Annotated in this window: 14 protein-coding genes; 11 read left to right on the forward strand and 3 right to left on the reverse strand. The window is 51.3% G+C overall.

Going from position 1 to position 14,423, the window contains the following annotated elements:
* Positions 1-41: 41 nt before the first annotated feature.
* Complete coding sequence (gene ompX / locus SK32_RS08910) at positions 42-557, reverse strand: outer membrane protein OmpX (protein ID WP_048212190.1); 516 nt, start codon at positions 555-557, stop codon at positions 42-44.
* Positions 558-968: 411 nt separating this feature from the next.
* On the opposite strand from ompX, the gene rhtA reads away from it, so the two are divergent.
* The 6 genes from rhtA (at position 969) to ybiO (ending at position 7,642) form a co-directional block, all read left to right on the forward strand.
* Positions 969-1,856 (forward strand): threonine/homoserine exporter RhtA, encoded by an 888-nt coding sequence (gene rhtA / locus SK32_RS08915; protein ID WP_048212191.1) that lies wholly within the window; start codon positions 969-971, stop codon positions 1,854-1,856.
* A 303-nt stretch (positions 1,857-2,159) separates the two neighbouring features.
* Positions 2,160-2,663, forward strand: a complete 504-nt coding sequence (gene dps, locus SK32_RS08920) for a DNA starvation/stationary phase protection protein Dps (RefSeq protein ID WP_005123679.1) — start codon at positions 2,160-2,162, stop codon at positions 2,661-2,663.
* A gap of 364 nt (positions 2,664-3,027) precedes the next feature.
* On the forward strand, positions 3,028-3,774 hold the full coding sequence (gene glnH / locus SK32_RS08925; RefSeq protein ID WP_048212192.1) for a glutamine ABC transporter substrate-binding protein GlnH: 747 nt from the start codon (positions 3,028-3,030) through the stop codon (positions 3,772-3,774).
* Positions 3,775-3,907: 133 nt separating this feature from the next.
* Positions 3,908-4,567, forward strand: a complete 660-nt coding sequence (gene glnP, locus SK32_RS08930) for a glutamine ABC transporter permease GlnP (RefSeq protein ID WP_005123684.1) — start codon at positions 3,908-3,910, stop codon at positions 4,565-4,567.
* Positions 4,564-5,286: a glutamine ABC transporter ATP-binding protein GlnQ gene (gene glnQ / locus SK32_RS08935; RefSeq protein WP_042309588.1), complete on the forward strand. Its 723-nt coding sequence runs from the start codon at positions 4,564-4,566 to the stop codon at positions 5,284-5,286. Before glnP ends, glnQ begins: the two co-directional genes overlap by 4 nt.
* A gap of 118 nt (positions 5,287-5,404) precedes the next feature.
* Positions 5,405-7,642, forward strand: a complete 2,238-nt coding sequence (ybiO, locus tag SK32_RS08940) for a mechanosensitive channel protein (protein WP_048212193.1) — start codon at positions 5,405-5,407, stop codon at positions 7,640-7,642.
* On the opposite strand, the gene rlmF is transcribed toward ybiO, so the two are convergent.
* Complete coding sequence (gene rlmF, locus SK32_RS08945) at positions 7,639-8,565, reverse strand: 23S rRNA (adenine(1618)-N(6))-methyltransferase RlmF (RefSeq protein ID WP_048212194.1); 927 nt, start codon at positions 8,563-8,565, stop codon at positions 7,639-7,641. The genes ybiO and rlmF overlap by 4 nt on opposite strands.
* A gap of 200 nt (positions 8,566-8,765) precedes the next feature.
* Between rlmF and mcbA the strand changes: the two genes are divergently transcribed.
* The 5 genes from mcbA to ybiJ all read left to right on the forward strand — a co-directional run bounded on the left by mcbA (position 8,766) and on the right by ybiJ (position 13,228).
* A complete protein-coding gene (mcbA, locus tag SK32_RS08950) occupies positions 8,766-9,026 on the forward strand; it encodes a DUF1471 family periplasmic protein McbA (RefSeq protein WP_048212195.1) in 261 nt (86 codons plus the stop codon).
* A gap of 291 nt (positions 9,027-9,317) precedes the next feature.
* The gene (locus SK32_RS08955) at positions 9,318-11,603 is read left to right on the forward strand and encodes a catecholate siderophore receptor Fiu (protein WP_048212196.1); all 2,286 of its coding nucleotides are present in this window, start codon (positions 9,318-9,320) and stop codon (positions 11,601-11,603) included.
* Positions 11,604-11,646: 43 nt separating this feature from the next.
* Entirely contained in the window at positions 11,647-12,324 is a 678-nt protein-coding gene (ybiX, locus tag SK32_RS08960; protein WP_048212197.1) for a PKHD-type hydroxylase YbiX, read from the forward strand.
* Positions 12,325-12,399: 75 nt separating this feature from the next.
* Entirely contained in the window at positions 12,400-12,666 is a 267-nt protein-coding gene (locus SK32_RS08965) for a DksA/TraR family C4-type zinc finger protein (RefSeq protein WP_048212198.1), read from the forward strand.
* A gap of 301 nt (positions 12,667-12,967) precedes the next feature.
* The gene (gene ybiJ, locus SK32_RS08970) at positions 12,968-13,228 is read left to right on the forward strand and encodes a DUF1471 family protein YbiJ (RefSeq protein WP_048212199.1); all 261 of its coding nucleotides are present in this window, start codon (positions 12,968-12,970) and stop codon (positions 13,226-13,228) included.
* A gap of 97 nt (positions 13,229-13,325) precedes the next feature.
* Here ybiJ and SK32_RS08975 read toward each other — a convergent pair whose 3' ends face one another.
* Positions 13,326-14,411, reverse strand: coding sequence for a malate/lactate/ureidoglycolate dehydrogenase (locus tag SK32_RS08975; RefSeq protein ID WP_048212200.1), 1,086 nt, complete (start codon positions 14,409-14,411; stop codon positions 13,326-13,328).
* Positions 14,412-14,423 lie beyond the last annotated feature (12 nt).

The following is a 14,423-nucleotide window of genomic DNA, read 5'->3' on the forward strand; positions in this document are numbered from 1 at the left end:
AATCCGCCCCTGGAGGCGGATTTTTTATATCACCGAAGTGATTAGAAGCGGTAACCAACACCCGCGATCCAGGTACCTACGTCAACGCTACGAATACGGCTCTGCTCGTAAGAGAAGTCCAGAGCAACGTTTTCGATCGGGTTGAACTGCACACCGGCACCGTAAGAGAAACCGTAGTCGCTGGTGTCGTGTTTGTCAGCAGGCGTTGCTGCATCCTGGAATTTACCGTAGCCAACACCTACAACACCGTAGACGCTTGCCCAGTCATTCAGACGGTAAGCCGGACCTGCAGTGATGCCGTAGTATTGGGTTTTGTTGTAATCGCCAAACGAGTCGGTACGATCTTTTTCAGTGTAAGTGAAGGAACCGATCACGCCCAGCGGGCTGTTGTCCTGCTCGTAACGATACTTCAGGTTGAAACCGTTCATTTTGTTCGCTGCGCCCTGAGCATCGCTCTGAGCGTAACCACCAGTAACGGTAGAAGTAGCAGCTACAGCGGTACCTGCGGAGAAAGCCAGAACAGCGGCCAGTGCTGAAAGACATGCAATTTTTTTCATAACCACCTCAAATGTGCTTCAAGTAAATCTTAAGTTTTAAATATACCAAAAACTGATGGGAAACTCTTTGCGATTCGCGATGTCTAACGAAGCTTTTCATGTAACAGAACGTTTCATAAACCCGCTATCTCTTTCAATTAACATCACTTTTCTAATGATTTATGCCATTATTGCGCGCACAACACGGCACATTCATCCAGATAATTCCTAATCGCGCAGATTATTAATCCATCGTTTTCATGCCATTGTACGGATCTCAGTAATTTTTTTTTCAACGAATACTCAACCAGCCGAGCGTATTTCCATTACACTCGCTGTTTTACTTTTCTATACACAAACTCACGCGCATCGCAGCAAATCTGCGGCGTCCCGCGGGGCAAGGTGTGTAACCATCATTTGACAGGAGAAAGGATGCCGGGGTCGTCACGTAAAGCGCCAGTCTGGTTGCCTATTTTGGTTTTGCTGATAGCTATGTCCTCGATTCAAAGCGGTGCATCGCTGGCGAAATCGCTGTTCCCTCTCGTCGGTGCGCCAGGCGTTACCGCCCTGCGCCTCGCACTGGGAACGCTCATCCTTATCGCATTCTTTAAACCCTGGCGTTTACGTTTTGCCAAAGAGCAACGTCTTCCCCTGCTGTTTTATGGTTTGTCTCTGGGTGGGATGAACTATCTCTTTTACCTGTCAATTCAGACTGTACCGCTGGGTATTGCCGTAGCGCTGGAATTTACCGGCCCGCTCGCGGTGGCATTATTTTCCTCCCGCCGCCCGGTGGATTTTATCTGGGTTGCGCTGGCCGTGCTCGGACTGTGGTTCCTGCTACCGTTAGGTCAGGATGTTTCTCACGTTGATTTAACCGGTGCCGCGCTGGCATTAGGTGCTGGCGCCTGTTGGGCTATCTATATTCTTACCGGGCAACGCGCAGGCGAAGAGCATGGCCCGGCAACGGTCGCAGTTGGCTCATTAATCGCAGCGCTGGTTTTCGTGCCGATTGGCGTCATTCAGGCAGGCGATGCGCTGTGGCACTGGTCTATTCTCCCGTTGGGCTTAGCGGTAGCAGTCCTCTCTACTGCGCTCCCCTATTCGCTGGAAATGATCGCATTAACGCGACTGCCTACACGTACCTTTGGGACACTGATGAGCATGGAGCCTGCACTGGCTGCAGTGTCTGGAATGATTTTCCTCGGGGAAACGCTGACGTTTATCCAGACGCTGGCTCTGGGAGCGATTATTGCTGCGTCCATGGGCTCTACGCTCACCATCCGTAAGGACCCGCAAATTAAGCAAATTGACGTGAATTAACCTGCCAATATTCTGCATGGTTTGCATAATCATGCAGAATATCTTGTTATCTATCCCCACTATTATTATCGCCCTCTACCTCCCTGTTGAAGCACGCTATTTATGCTGAGGCATAGCATTAACACAATAATAACAATACGCTGTGCTAAAATAATTTATTACATTGATTTATATCGATATTTTATATTTTCATTCGCCTCGCTATTAAAGCAATAGGCAACACCAGAAAAATAAAACTGAAATTAGCGCTATACTTATCCTCGTTGAAGATTTGGGACGTAAACATCAAGAGGATATGAGATTATGAGTACTGCAAAACTGGTAAAAACAAAAGCATCAGCCCTCCTTTATACCCGTAACGATGTAACCGACAGCGATAAAAAAGCGACCGTTGAACTGCTGAATCAGCAGGTGATCCAATTCATCGACCTGTCATTGATCACCAAACAGGCACACTGGAATATGCGCGGCGCAAACTTCATTGCCGTACATGAAATGCTGGATGGTTTCCGGACAGCACTGACCGATCACCTCGATACCATGGCTGAGCGTGCCGTACAGTTAGGCGGTGTGGCGCTGGGGACAACGCAGGTTATTAACAGCAAAACGCCACTGAAAAGCTACCCGCTGGATATCCATAACGTACAGGACCACTTAAAAGAGCTGGCCGAACGTTATGCCGTGGTTGCTAACAGCGTACGTAAAGCGATAAGTGAAGCAAAAGATGAGGATACAGCAGATATCTTCACTGCGGCCTCCCGTGACCTCGACAAATTCTTGTGGTTTATCGAAGCGAACATCGAATAACAGACATATAAGAAATACCTATATTACCCTCGCATTTGCGGGGGTTTTGCACTTCTATGGTGCACAACATTGATCATTCGTCACTCCAAAGTAAATTATTTGTAATAATCACCTCACACAATCGTTAACGAAAGATTGTTTTATCAACAATTTTTACGCTAAATAGTCATACCGTTTGCACCGCGCCCGTCATGCACCAAATGAGTGCCCTGAAACGGTGCAAACAGCCCGCTTTGCCCTACTTATTGTGCAACAAAATGAGACGCCCTCTTGTTAAAACAATGAGTTGCAAAATTGGCACGATTCTTTCATTAAGCCATATGTTCTCGCAGGGGATCGCCCCGTGGATATAAAAGGAAATCCTATGAAGTCTGTATTAAAAGTTTCACTGGCTGCACTTACCCTGGCTTTTGCGGTGTCCTCCCATGCCGCAGATAAGAAACTGGTTGTCGCAACCGACACCGCCTTTGTTCCCTTTGAATTCAAACAGGGTGACAAATACGTTGGTTTTGATGTGGATCTGTGGGCTGCCGTCGCCAAAGAACTAAAGCTGGATTATGAACTGAAACCAATGGATTTCAGCGGCATCATCCCGGCTCTGCAAACCAAAAACGTCGATTTGGCGCTGGCAGGTATCACTATTACCGAAGAGCGTAAAAAAGCCATCGACTTCTCTGACGGCTACTACAAAAGCGGCCTGTTAGTGATGGTCAAAGCGAACAATAACGATGTGAAAAGCGTAAAAGATCTGGACGGTAAAGTCGTCGCAGTGAAGGGCGGCACCGGTTCCGTTGATTACGCAAAAGCGAACATCAAAACTAAAGACCTGCGTCAGTTCCCGAACATCGATAACGCGTATATGGAACTGGGTACCAACCGCGCAGACGCCGTACTGCACGATACACCAAACATTCTGTATTTCATCAAGACTGCGGGCAACGGTCAGTTCAAAGCTGTAGGTGATTCCCTGGAAGCCCAGCAGTACGGTATCGCCTTCCCGAAAGGCAGCGATGAACTGCGTGAGAAAGTGAACGGCGCGCTGAAAACGCTGAAAGAGAACGGTACTTACAACGAAATCTACAAAAAATGGTTCGGTACTGAACCTAAATAATAATCTACAGCACAGGCCCGGTAGCGTGATGCTTGCCGGGTCTACGCCAGCATTTTTGAGACCTGTAGGCCGGATAAGTACATCCGGTAAAACGGGCAATTGACTCTTTTCACCACGGTAACAGGAACGACATATGCAGTTTGACTGGAGTGCCATCTGGCCCGCCATCCCGCTTTTGATAGAAGGCGCCAAAATGACCCTGTGGATTTCAATCCTCGGTCTGGCTGGCGGTCTGATTATCGGGCTTGCAGCAGGTTTTGCGCGTACTTTCGGCGGTTGGATAGCCAACCACGTAGCGCTGGTGTTTATCGAAGTCATCCGCGGTACGCCAATCGTTGTACAGGTGATGTTTATCTACTTCGCCCTGCCAATGGCGTTTAACGATTTGCGTATTGACCCCTTCAGCGCCGCTGTTGTCACCATCATGATTAACTCCGGTGCCTATATCGCGGAAATCACGCGTGGCGCGGTACTCTCAATCCACAAAGGATTCAGCGAGGCTGGCCTGGCGCTTGGACTTTCACGCACGGAGACCATCCGCCACGTAATTTTACCTCTCGCGCTGCGTCGTATGCTGCCACCGCTGGGCAACCAGTGGATCATCAGCATCAAAGATACCTCGCTGTTTATCGTCATTGGCGTCGCTGAACTGACGCGTCAGGGTCAGGAAATCATTGCTGGTAACTTCCGCGCCCTGGAAATCTGGAGCGCCGTTGCAGTGTTCTATCTGATCATTACGCTGGTGCTGAGCTTCATTCTGCGTCGTCTGGAAAGAAGGATGAAAATCCTGTGATTGAATTTAAAAACGTTTCTAAGCACTTTGGTCCAACCCAGGTGCTACACAACATCGATCTGAATATTAAACAAGGTGAAGTCGTGGTGATTATCGGGCCATCTGGCTCCGGTAAATCTACCCTGCTGCGCTGCATTAACAAGCTGGAAGAAATTACCTCCGGTGACCTGATTGTTGACGGTCTGAAAGTGAACGATCCGAAGGTAGACGAGCGGTTAATCCGCCAGGAAGCCGGGATGGTGTTTCAGCAGTTCTACCTGTTCCCGCATCTGACGGCGCTGGAAAACGTCATGTTTGGGCCGCAGCGCGTACGCGGGGCAAATAAAGAACAGGCCGAGAAACTGGCGAAAGAACTGCTGGCGAAAGTGGGTCTGGCCGAGCGCGCCCATCACTACCCTTCTGAGCTGTCCGGCGGTCAACAACAGCGTGTGGCTATCGCCCGTGCGCTGGCGGTGAAGCCGAAAATGATGCTGTTTGATGAGCCAACCTCAGCGCTGGATCCGGAACTGCGCCACGAAGTTCTGAAAGTTATGCAGGATCTGGCGGAAGAAGGAATGACCATGGTGATTGTGACCCACGAAATCGGTTTTGCCGAAAAAGTGGCTTCACGCCTGATTTTCATTGATAAGGGAAGAATTGCCGAAGACGGTAATCCGCAGGCCCTGATTGAAAATCCGCCCAGCCAACGCTTACAGGAATTCTTGCAGCACGTTTCCTGATAGCCCTGCCTCCCTTCGCCCGAAGGGAGGTTTTTCACCAGAATCCTCTCATTTCAATTCTCTCCCGCCCTGACATCTATACTTATCCTTTTGAATTTATTTTCTCATGGGAGGAGTGATGCGCGGGATCCTGTTCATCATTGTTTGTCTGTTGAGTCTTCCGACCCAGGCGGTGACGATTCCTGGCGTCACCACGCCAACGTCAACCAACGCGCAAACCACACCGGCGAAAGAGCCGGATATTGAACAGAAAAAGGCGGCTTACGGCGCCCTGGCCGATGTGCTGGAAAATGACGCCTCGCGTCAGGAGCTGATCGGCCAGTTACGCAAAGTGGCCACTGCCCCTCCTGCCGAGCCGGTGCCGACCATTGTCCCGCCCACGTTAACGGAAGAAAAAACGGTACTGGAAAACGTCACGGATGTCACCCGCCACTACGGTGAAGCCCTCTCCAGCCGCTTTGCCCAGCTTTATCGCAATATTACCGATGCCCCGCATAAGATCTTTAACCCGCAAACATTCACCAATGCCCTGACGCATTTTTTAATGCTGGCGGTGTCAGTGTTCGGTTTTTTCTGGCTGGTTCGCCTGTGCGCGCTGCCGCTGTATCGCAAAATGGGACAATGGGCACGACGCAAAAACCGTGAGCGCAGCAACTGGCTCCAGCTTCCGGCGATGATCGTTGGCGCATTCGTTATCGATTTGCTTCTACTGGCGCTCACCTTGTTTGTCGGGCAGATACTGAGCGACAAAATGAACGCCGGCAGTCGCACCATCGCCTTTCAGCAAAGCCTGTTTCTCAATGCCTTCGCCCTGATTGAATTCTTCAAGGCCATTTTGCGCCTGATATTTTGCCCGGCGGTGACCGAGCTGCGCCCGTTTAACATTCAGGATGCAGGCGCACGCTACTGGAATCGCCGTTTGAGTTCATTGAGCAGCCTGATTGGCTACGGGCTTATCGTTGCCGTACCCATTATTTCGAATCAGGTTAATGTGCAGGTCGGCGCGATGGCAAACGTCATCATCATGCTGTGCATTACGCTGTGGGCGCTGTACCTGATTTTCAGAAACAAGAATGAGATTACCCAGCACTTACAGAATCTTGCCGCACGCTCTTTAGCTTTCTTTAGCCTGTTTATCCGTGCTTTTGCGCTGATATGGCATTGGCTGGCCAGCGCCTACTTCATTGTGCTGTTTTTCTTCTCGCTGTTTGATCCAGGCAACAGCCTGAAATTCATGATGGGCGCCACGCTGCGCAGCCTGGTGATCATCGGGATAGCCGCCTTTGTATCCGGCATGTTATCCCGCTGGATTGCCAAAACCATTACCCTGTCGCCGCACACGCAGCGCAGCTATCCGGAATTACAAAAGCGGCTAAATGGCTGGCTGTCAACGGCGTTAAGCGTGGCCAGGATCCTGACAGTGTGCGTCGCGGTCATGCTGCTACTCAACGCCTGGGGACTGTTCGACTTCTGGAACTGGCTGCATTACGGCGCAGGCGAAAAAACGGTGGATATCCTGATCCGTATCGCGCTGATTTTATTCTTCTCCGCCATCGGCTGGACGATCCTCGCCAGCCTGATTGAAAATCGTCTGGCTTCCGATATTCATGGTCGCCCGTTACCCAGCGCGCGTACTCGCACCCTGCTGACGCTGTTTCGCAACGCACTGGCGGTGATCATCAGCACGATCACTATCATGATTGTACTGTCCGAAATTGGCGTCAATATCGCCCCTTTACTGGCTGGTGCCGGAGCGTTGGGGCTGGCTATCTCTTTCGGCTCACAAACGTTGGTAAAAGATATTATTACCGGGATCTTTATTCAGTTCGAGAATGGCATGAACACCGGCGATCTGGTGACCATCGGTCCACTCACCGGCACGGTAGAACGGATGTCCATCCGCTCAGTGGGCGTGCGTCAGGACACCGGGGCGTACCATATCATCCCGTGGTCATCGATAACGACCTTCGCCAATTTTGTGCGTGGCATTGGATCGGTCGTCGCCAATTACGATGTAGACCGCCATGAGGATGCGGATAAAGCGAATCAGGCATTGAAAGACGCGGTTGCTGCGGTGATGGAAAAAGAAGATATCCGCGGGCTTATCATTGGCGAGCCGTCGTTTGCCGGGATTGTGGGGTTAACCAATACGGCCTTCACGCTGCGGGTTTCGTTTACCACCTTGCCGCTGAAGCAGTGGACGGTACGTTTTGCGCTCGACAGCCAGGTGAAAAAATACTTCGATCTGGCCAACGTACGCGCTCCGGTACAGACCTATCAGGTCTTGCCTGCACCGGTGCATGGCCCAACCCCTGCGGCAAGCGAACCGCTGCCGCCAGCCGAGCCCACGCTTTAGCGTTGACGCGCCATAAAACGACGACGCTGATCGTTATCCATAAAGGTCCAGGCAATAAAGCGGCTCTGCTTTTGTCCCTGGGCCATCTCTTTCTTGACCACTTTCACCGCGCCCGCATCGGTTAACGCGTGATATAGCGGAGGCAAATTCTCGCCGCGCGAAACCAGCGTGGTGAACCACATTACCTGGCGACCAAAGGCCTGGCTTTCGGCGATCATTTTCTTGATGAACGCCACTTCCCCCCCTTCGCACCACAGCTCCTGCTGCTGGCCGCCAAAGTTCAGCGCATCATCTTTGTCCTGGCCCAGATTGCGGCGTTTGCGCTCGCTTCCTGCGCGGGCTGAGGCCGCAGAATCATGGAATGGCGGGTTACACAATGTGGCTTCATACTGCTCATTTTTGTGAATGATACCGTTGAAGATTGCCGAAGCATCTTTCTGACGACGCAGACGAATAGCACGGGTTAAGCCAGGGTTGCCATTGATGATTGCCTGAGCGCTGTTAAACGCTTCGCTACTGCTCTCACTGCCCGTGAATCGCCAGCCGTATTCATGCACGCCGATCAGCGGATAAATACAGTTTGCCCCTACGCCTATATCCAGGATGCTCGCATTTGCAGGGATGGTTCCGGTGGTTTCACCCAACAGGTCGGCCAGATGGTGAATGTAGTCCGCACGACCCGGAACCGGTGGGCAAAGAAAACCTTCCGGGATATCCCAGTTTGCCACCGCATAATAATGCGCCAGCAGTGCTTTATTGAGCGCCTTAACTGCCTGCGGATTGGCGAAATCAACACTCTGCTCGCCGCCGGGCGTGAGGGTGAGAAATTGCGTCAGCTCGGGGGTAACCTGGCATAACGTCGCAAGATCATAACGGCCATTGTGGCGGTTGCGTGGATGTAATCCCGGTTTCTGGGGGGGCATAGCATTCTCCTTTTAACAGCGGCGTAAGATACCCGCATAACGCCACGGGGTAAACATACACAGCAGGGAAATTTCATTTTTTATACGAATTGCATCGTTCAAAAAATAGCCTGTTGTTGGTCGATTTTTTGCGGCAAATGCCCTGCAATGACGACCTAAACTTATCAGGCACGATCTGTTGTTTCTCAGAGGATATCATCATGAAGAAATGCCTCACATTCCTTGCCGCTACCATACTTACCGGCATGACATTTGCGACTTTTGCTGCCCAGCCCAATGCCAGTCCTGCCAACGGTCCACTACAAGCCTCCGGTACGATTTCCGTGAGCGGAGCATCAAGCCTGGATGACCTCGAAGGTAAGCTGGCAGAAAAAGCCAAAGAGCAAGGCGCGAAAGGTTTTGTGGTTAATTCCGCTGGCGGTAAAAATCAGATGTACGGTACAGCAACTATTTATAAGTAACTCTCACTCAGCTCAACTGCATTCGCCCTGAATGCAGTTTGCTGTCCTTTCTTTCTGAAATCCCCTGCATGAACTGTAACCGCCATGTTGGAATTTTGAATTCAATGTAAATAAATGTATTTATTTTTGAAGTAATGAATGCTAAAACGTCACACTTATTGATAATGCTTATCAAAATTATTATCAATTACGCATTTCATTCAGGCGAGGCCTGCAGGGTATAACGTCCACAGAGATGTCCCTTCGTTTGAGTGAAACCTTCTACTCAAAAATAATAAGTCATTCATTAACATGGATAAAAATCGCAACTTGCCGTCCAGTAGTTTTCATTCACTGACTTTTTTTGCCGGTCTGTGCATTGGCCTGTCTCCGGCAGCCCAGGCTGTAGCCGCAGGCGATCAGGATAAAAAACAAGAAGATACGTTGGTCGTTGAAGCGGCCAAACCTTCGCTGTACGCCCCAACACAGTCTGCCGACCCTAAATTCTCCCGCCCGGTGGCGGATACCACTCGCACCATGACGGTCATTTCTGAGCAGGTTATTAAGGATCAGGGAGCAACCAATCTTACTGATGCGTTGAAAAACGTGCCGGGTGTTGGCGCATTTTTTGCGGGTGAAAATGGTAACTCCACCACCGGCGATGCGGTGTATATGCGAGGTGCTGACACCTCAAACAGCATTTATATCGACGGTATTCGTGATATTGGTAGCGTCACGCGTGACACCTTCAATACGGAACAGGTTGAAGTGATTAAAGGCCCTTCCGGTACCGACTATGGTCGCAGTGCCCCCACTGGCTCCATCAATATGATCAGCAAGCAGCCGCGCACCGATTCAGGTATTGATGCCTCAGCCAGCGTCGGTAGCGCCTGGTTTCGCCGGGGAACGCTGGATATCAATCAGGTCATCGGTGACACCACCGCAGTACGCTTAAACCTGATGGGTGAAAAAACACATGATGCCGGTCGCGATAATGTGCAGAATGAACGTTACGGCGTGGCCCCCTCTCTCGCTTTTGGCTTAGGCACCGAGAACCGACTGTATCTGAACTATCTACACGTTACTCAACACAACACACCGGATGGCGGTGTCCCCACCATCGGCTTGCCGGGATATTCAGCGCCTTCCGCAGGGACGTCTGCACTGAATCATTCAGGAAAAGTGGATACGCATAATTTCTACGGTACAAACTCGGATTACGACGATTCGACGACCGATACCGCGACGATGCGTTTTGAACATGACCTGAACGACAGCACCACGATTCGCAACACCACCCGCTGGTCGCGCATTAAACAGGATTATCTGATGACGGCGGTAATGGGCGGCGCATCTAACATCACCCAACCCACCAGCAGCGTCGACACCTGGACCTGGTCACGCCTGGCAAATACCAAAGATGTCAGCAATAAAATCCTGACCAACCAGACCAACCTGACCTCAAAGTTTTACACGGGATCCATCGGTCATGACATCAGCACCGGTGTGGAGCTGACGCGCGAAACGCAAACCAACTATGGCGTAGTCCCGATCACCCCGCCGCCGGTCAATATTTACTCACCGAACAGCAACGTGAACATTGGTGGATTATCCCGTAATGGCGCCAACGCCAACGGCCAGACCGATACCTTCGGTATTTACGCCTTCGATACTCTGCAAATTACGCGTGATATTGAACTGAACGGTGGTATTCGTCTGGATAATTATCGTACCGAGTATGACAGCGCCACCGCGTGCGGTGCTTCTGGCCGTGGTGCAGTTACATGTCCGACAGGCGTCGCCAAAGGTTCTCCGATTACGACCGTGGATACTGCCAAATCAGGCAATCTGGTGAACTGGAAAGCGGGCGCGCTGTATCACCTGACCGATAACGGCAATGTCTACATTAACTATGCCGTTTCTCAGCAACCGCCGGGCGGCAGTAACTTTGCCCTTGCACAGGGCGGAAGCGGTAACAGCGCCAACCGGACCGATTTTAAACCGCAGAAAGCGAAAACCAGCGAGATCGGCACCAAATGGGAGGTGCTGGATAAGCGCCTGCTGTTAACCGCCGCGATTTTCCGTACGGATATTGAAAATGAAGTAGAGCAGAACGACGACGGAACATATTCCCAGTACGGGGAGAAACGCGTTGAAGGCTACGAACTCTCTGTAGCTGGCAACATCACTCCCGCATGGCAGGTTATTGGGGGATACACCCAGCAACGCGCCACGATCCACAGCGGCAAAAACGTTGCTCAGGATGGTTCTTCTTCCCTGCCCTATACGCCGGAACATGCCTTCACGCTGTGGAGCCAGTATCAGGCTACCGATGATATTTCCGTTGGCGCGGGCGCACGTTACGTGGGCAGTATGCATCGCGGCTCGGACGGCGCCGTGGGTACGCCATCTTATACTGAAGGCTACTGGGTTGCGGATGCCAAGTTAGGCTATCGCGTAAACCGCAATCTCGATTTCCAGCTGAACGTCTATAACCTGTTCGACACCGATTATGTATCCTCCATTAACAAGAGTGGATACCGTTATCATCCGGGCGAGCCAAGAACTTTCCTGCTCACTGCCAATATGCATTTCTGATCCATCGCGTGGGGCGTAAGCCCCACTTTCAGGAGAAACACTGATGATGTACCACATTCCCGGCGTACTGTCGGCGCAGGATGTCGCCTGGTTTCGCGAACAACTGGACGCTGCCGACTGGGTTGATGGCCGCGCAACCACCGGCACTCAGGGCGCGCAGGTAAAAAACAACCAGCAGGTGGATACGCAAAGTGAGCGTTACGGCATTTTGCAACAGGCGGTACAGACTGCGGTAAATAACAGCCCGCTTTTCTTCGCCGCAGCATTACCGAAAACGCTCTCCACACCGCTGTTTAATCGCTACCAGAACAACGAAACCTACGGTTTTCACGTTGATGGCGCGGTGCGTAGTCACCCGGAAAACGGCTGGATGCGCACAGACCTTTCCGCCACCTTATTCCTCAGTAATCCCGACGATTATGCGGGAGGAGAGCTGCTGGTCAATGACACCTACGGCCAGCATGCGGTGAAACTTCCGGCAGGCGATCTGGTGCTTTACCCTTCCAGCACCCTACATTGCGTCACGCCAGTAACCCATGGCGTTCGTGTGGCATCCTTTATGTGGGTACAATCGATGATCCGTGACGACAAGAATCGCGCCATGCTGTTTGAACTGGATAAAAACATTCAGTCCCTGAAGGCACGTCATGGGGAAAGTAGCGAGATCCTGTCATTACTCAATCTCTACCATAACCTGCTGCGCGAATGGTCTGAAATCTGATACCGCTGATGCGTGGTCGTTTTTCGCCCATCACATTCGCTATACTTATTCTGTAGACATCAACAGGAGGTACATATGGCATCCGGATGGGCAAATGACGACGCTGTTAACGAACAGATCAACAATACGATTGAAGATGCTGTTGCCCGCGCCCGCGGTGAGTTACCGACGGGGGAAAGTCTGCATGAATGTGAAGAATGTGGCAATCCTATCCCGCAGGCGCGCCGTGAAGCGGTACCCGGCGTGCGCTTGTGCATCTCCTGCCAGCAGGATAAAGATTCACATAACTCCGCATTTTCAGGATATAATCGCAGAGGTTCGAAAGACAGCCAGCTACGTTGACTCATCTTTACCAAAAGTTTCAGCGCATACGATTTCCTTTACGAGCACGCTTTTTCACTCGCGGTGTAGCAAAATGTGCCGTTGTCACTTTCTCTGTAAAGCGCTATGACAAGAACTGTAAATCCCTCTTCTGAATTTATTAATATTCAATAAGTTATTTGTCATTCAATTTTTTTGATTGATGTCGTCAATTCTATTCGATTTTCTCTCACCGAAAAAAACGTGATACTTCTCACATCGACAGAACAACGTGTGCTGAACAGAACATCGACTAACCGAATAAACCTGCGAGAGAAAAATCATGAAAAACATTAAATTTGCTGTTGCTGCTATCGCCCTGTCTACCCTGTCATTTGGTGTTTTCGCTGCTGAGCCGGTTACCTCCACTCAGGCGCAAAGCATGAATAAAATGGGTGTGGTATCTGCTGATGGCGCCACCACGCTGGACGGCCTGGAAGCAAAACTGGCTGAAAAAGCAGCTGCTGCTGGTGCAAGTGGTTACAGCATCACCTCCGCTGTCGGCAACGACAAAATGAGCGGCACCGCGGTTATCTACAAATAACCAACAGAATTCCTGTACGACCCAATGCTCCAACCCTCATTGACCCTGTTTGTTACCCTTTGTTTGCCCGTCCGCCACTGGACGGGCTTTTTTTTGCTTAGTATTCCAGCCGTTGACGGAATTCCTGCAACACGGCGTCCGGCATGCCTATTTGCAGGGCCGCCTCGCAAATCGCCTGCCAGCTTCCGGTATCCAGCGGAATACCTTTTTCCAGCCGTTCCTCGCGAGTATTCACTTCCCACTCCCCTGGCAACAGGATCGGGGAATCTTCAGCATGCGGGGACGCTTTCACCCATTCAGCAAATGCCGCAACCTGGTTGTCACAGTCCGGCGCGCCAAACAGTTCCGGATTCATAATAATTGTGGTCATACAGTTAATAATGGCGTCTGCGCTGTTCTGCAAACTGGCTTCGTGGGTCGTTTTACCGCCAGAAAGCGCACCGCCCATGATTTCACACATTGCCGCCAGCGCGTAGCCTTTATGCTGGGCAAAGGTGAGCAGCGAGCCCAATGGCGATTCCTGCATAACGGCAGGATCGGTAGTAGGAGCCCCCTGAGCATCAATCAGACAGCCCGGCGCAACCGGCTCACCTTTGTGCCACGCCACGCGCGTTTTGCCAAAAGCGATGGCGCTGGTCGCATAGTCCAGCAGCAACGGGAAATCATTTTTACGTGGAAACACAACGCAGAAAGGGTTGGTGCCAAAACGGCTATCACGACCATGGAACGGGGCAACCATCGGGATCCCCACCACATTCACAAAGTGTATAGAGACAAAGCCCGCCGCCGCACACTGCTCCGCCCAGTAGCCAATGCGCCCAATGTGGTGAGAATTATGCAGTGCTACCGCAGCAATTCCATACTGCTGTGCTTTCTCAATCCCCAGCGCGATAGCTTCATGCGCGGCTACCTGACCAAATGCGCAATCCCCATCCAGCGTAACCACTGCACCCGCATCTTTGACCACTTTGGCATGACGATTGATCTGCAGATGTCCCTGCGAGAATGAGCGAATGTAGCTTGGGATCATCCCGATACCGTGTGAATCATGCCCGGCGAGGTTTGAGGCTATCAGATGATCGGCCACCAACTGCGCCTCCTGCTCGTCACTCCCCATCTGTCGGAAAACGGCCTGAATAAACGCATGTAGCGTTGGCGCGTGAAAGCGATGTCCACTGTCCATTGTTATCTCCTG

It is taken from the genome of Citrobacter sp. MGH100, assembly GCF_001034465.1.
Classification (GTDB): Bacteria; Pseudomonadota; Gammaproteobacteria; order Enterobacterales; family Enterobacteriaceae; genus Citrobacter; species Citrobacter youngae.

Bases quoted from the DNA above. Each gene is read 5' to 3' on its own strand.
- mcbA (WP_048212195.1), top strand. From the start codon at position 8,766: ATGAAGAAATGCCTCACATTCCTTGCCGCTACCATACTTACCGGCATG.
- rhtA (WP_048212191.1), top strand. From the start codon at position 969: ATGCCGGGGTCGTCACGTAAAGCGCCAGTCTGGTTGCCTATTTTGGTT.
- ybiO (WP_048212193.1), top strand. From the start codon at position 5,405: ATGCGCGGGATCCTGTTCATCATTGTTTGTCTGTTGAGTCTTCCGACC.
- SK32_RS08965 (WP_048212198.1), top strand. From the start codon at position 12,400: ATGGCATCCGGATGGGCAAATGACGACGCTGTTAACGAACAGATCAAC.
- ybiJ (WP_048212199.1), top strand. From the start codon at position 12,968: ATGAAAAACATTAAATTTGCTGTTGCTGCTATCGCCCTGTCTACCCTG.
- rlmF (WP_048212194.1), bottom strand. From the start codon at position 8,565: ATGCCCCCCCAGAAACCGGGATTACATCCACGCAACCGCCACAATGGC.
- dps (WP_005123679.1), top strand. From the start codon at position 2,160: ATGAGTACTGCAAAACTGGTAAAAACAAAAGCATCAGCCCTCCTTTAT.
- glnH (WP_048212192.1), top strand. From the start codon at position 3,028: ATGAAGTCTGTATTAAAAGTTTCACTGGCTGCACTTACCCTGGCTTTT.
- ybiX (WP_048212197.1), top strand. From the start codon at position 11,647: ATGATGTACCACATTCCCGGCGTACTGTCGGCGCAGGATGTCGCCTGG.
- ompX (WP_048212190.1), bottom strand. From the start codon at position 557: ATGAAAAAAATTGCATGTCTTTCAGCACTGGCCGCTGTTCTGGCTTTC.
- SK32_RS08975 (WP_048212200.1), bottom strand. From the start codon at position 14,411: ATGGACAGTGGACATCGCTTTCACGCGCCAACGCTACATGCGTTTATT.
- glnP (WP_005123684.1), top strand. From the start codon at position 3,908: ATGCAGTTTGACTGGAGTGCCATCTGGCCCGCCATCCCGCTTTTGATA.
- SK32_RS08955 (WP_048212196.1), top strand. From the start codon at position 9,318: ATGGATAAAAATCGCAACTTGCCGTCCAGTAGTTTTCATTCACTGACT.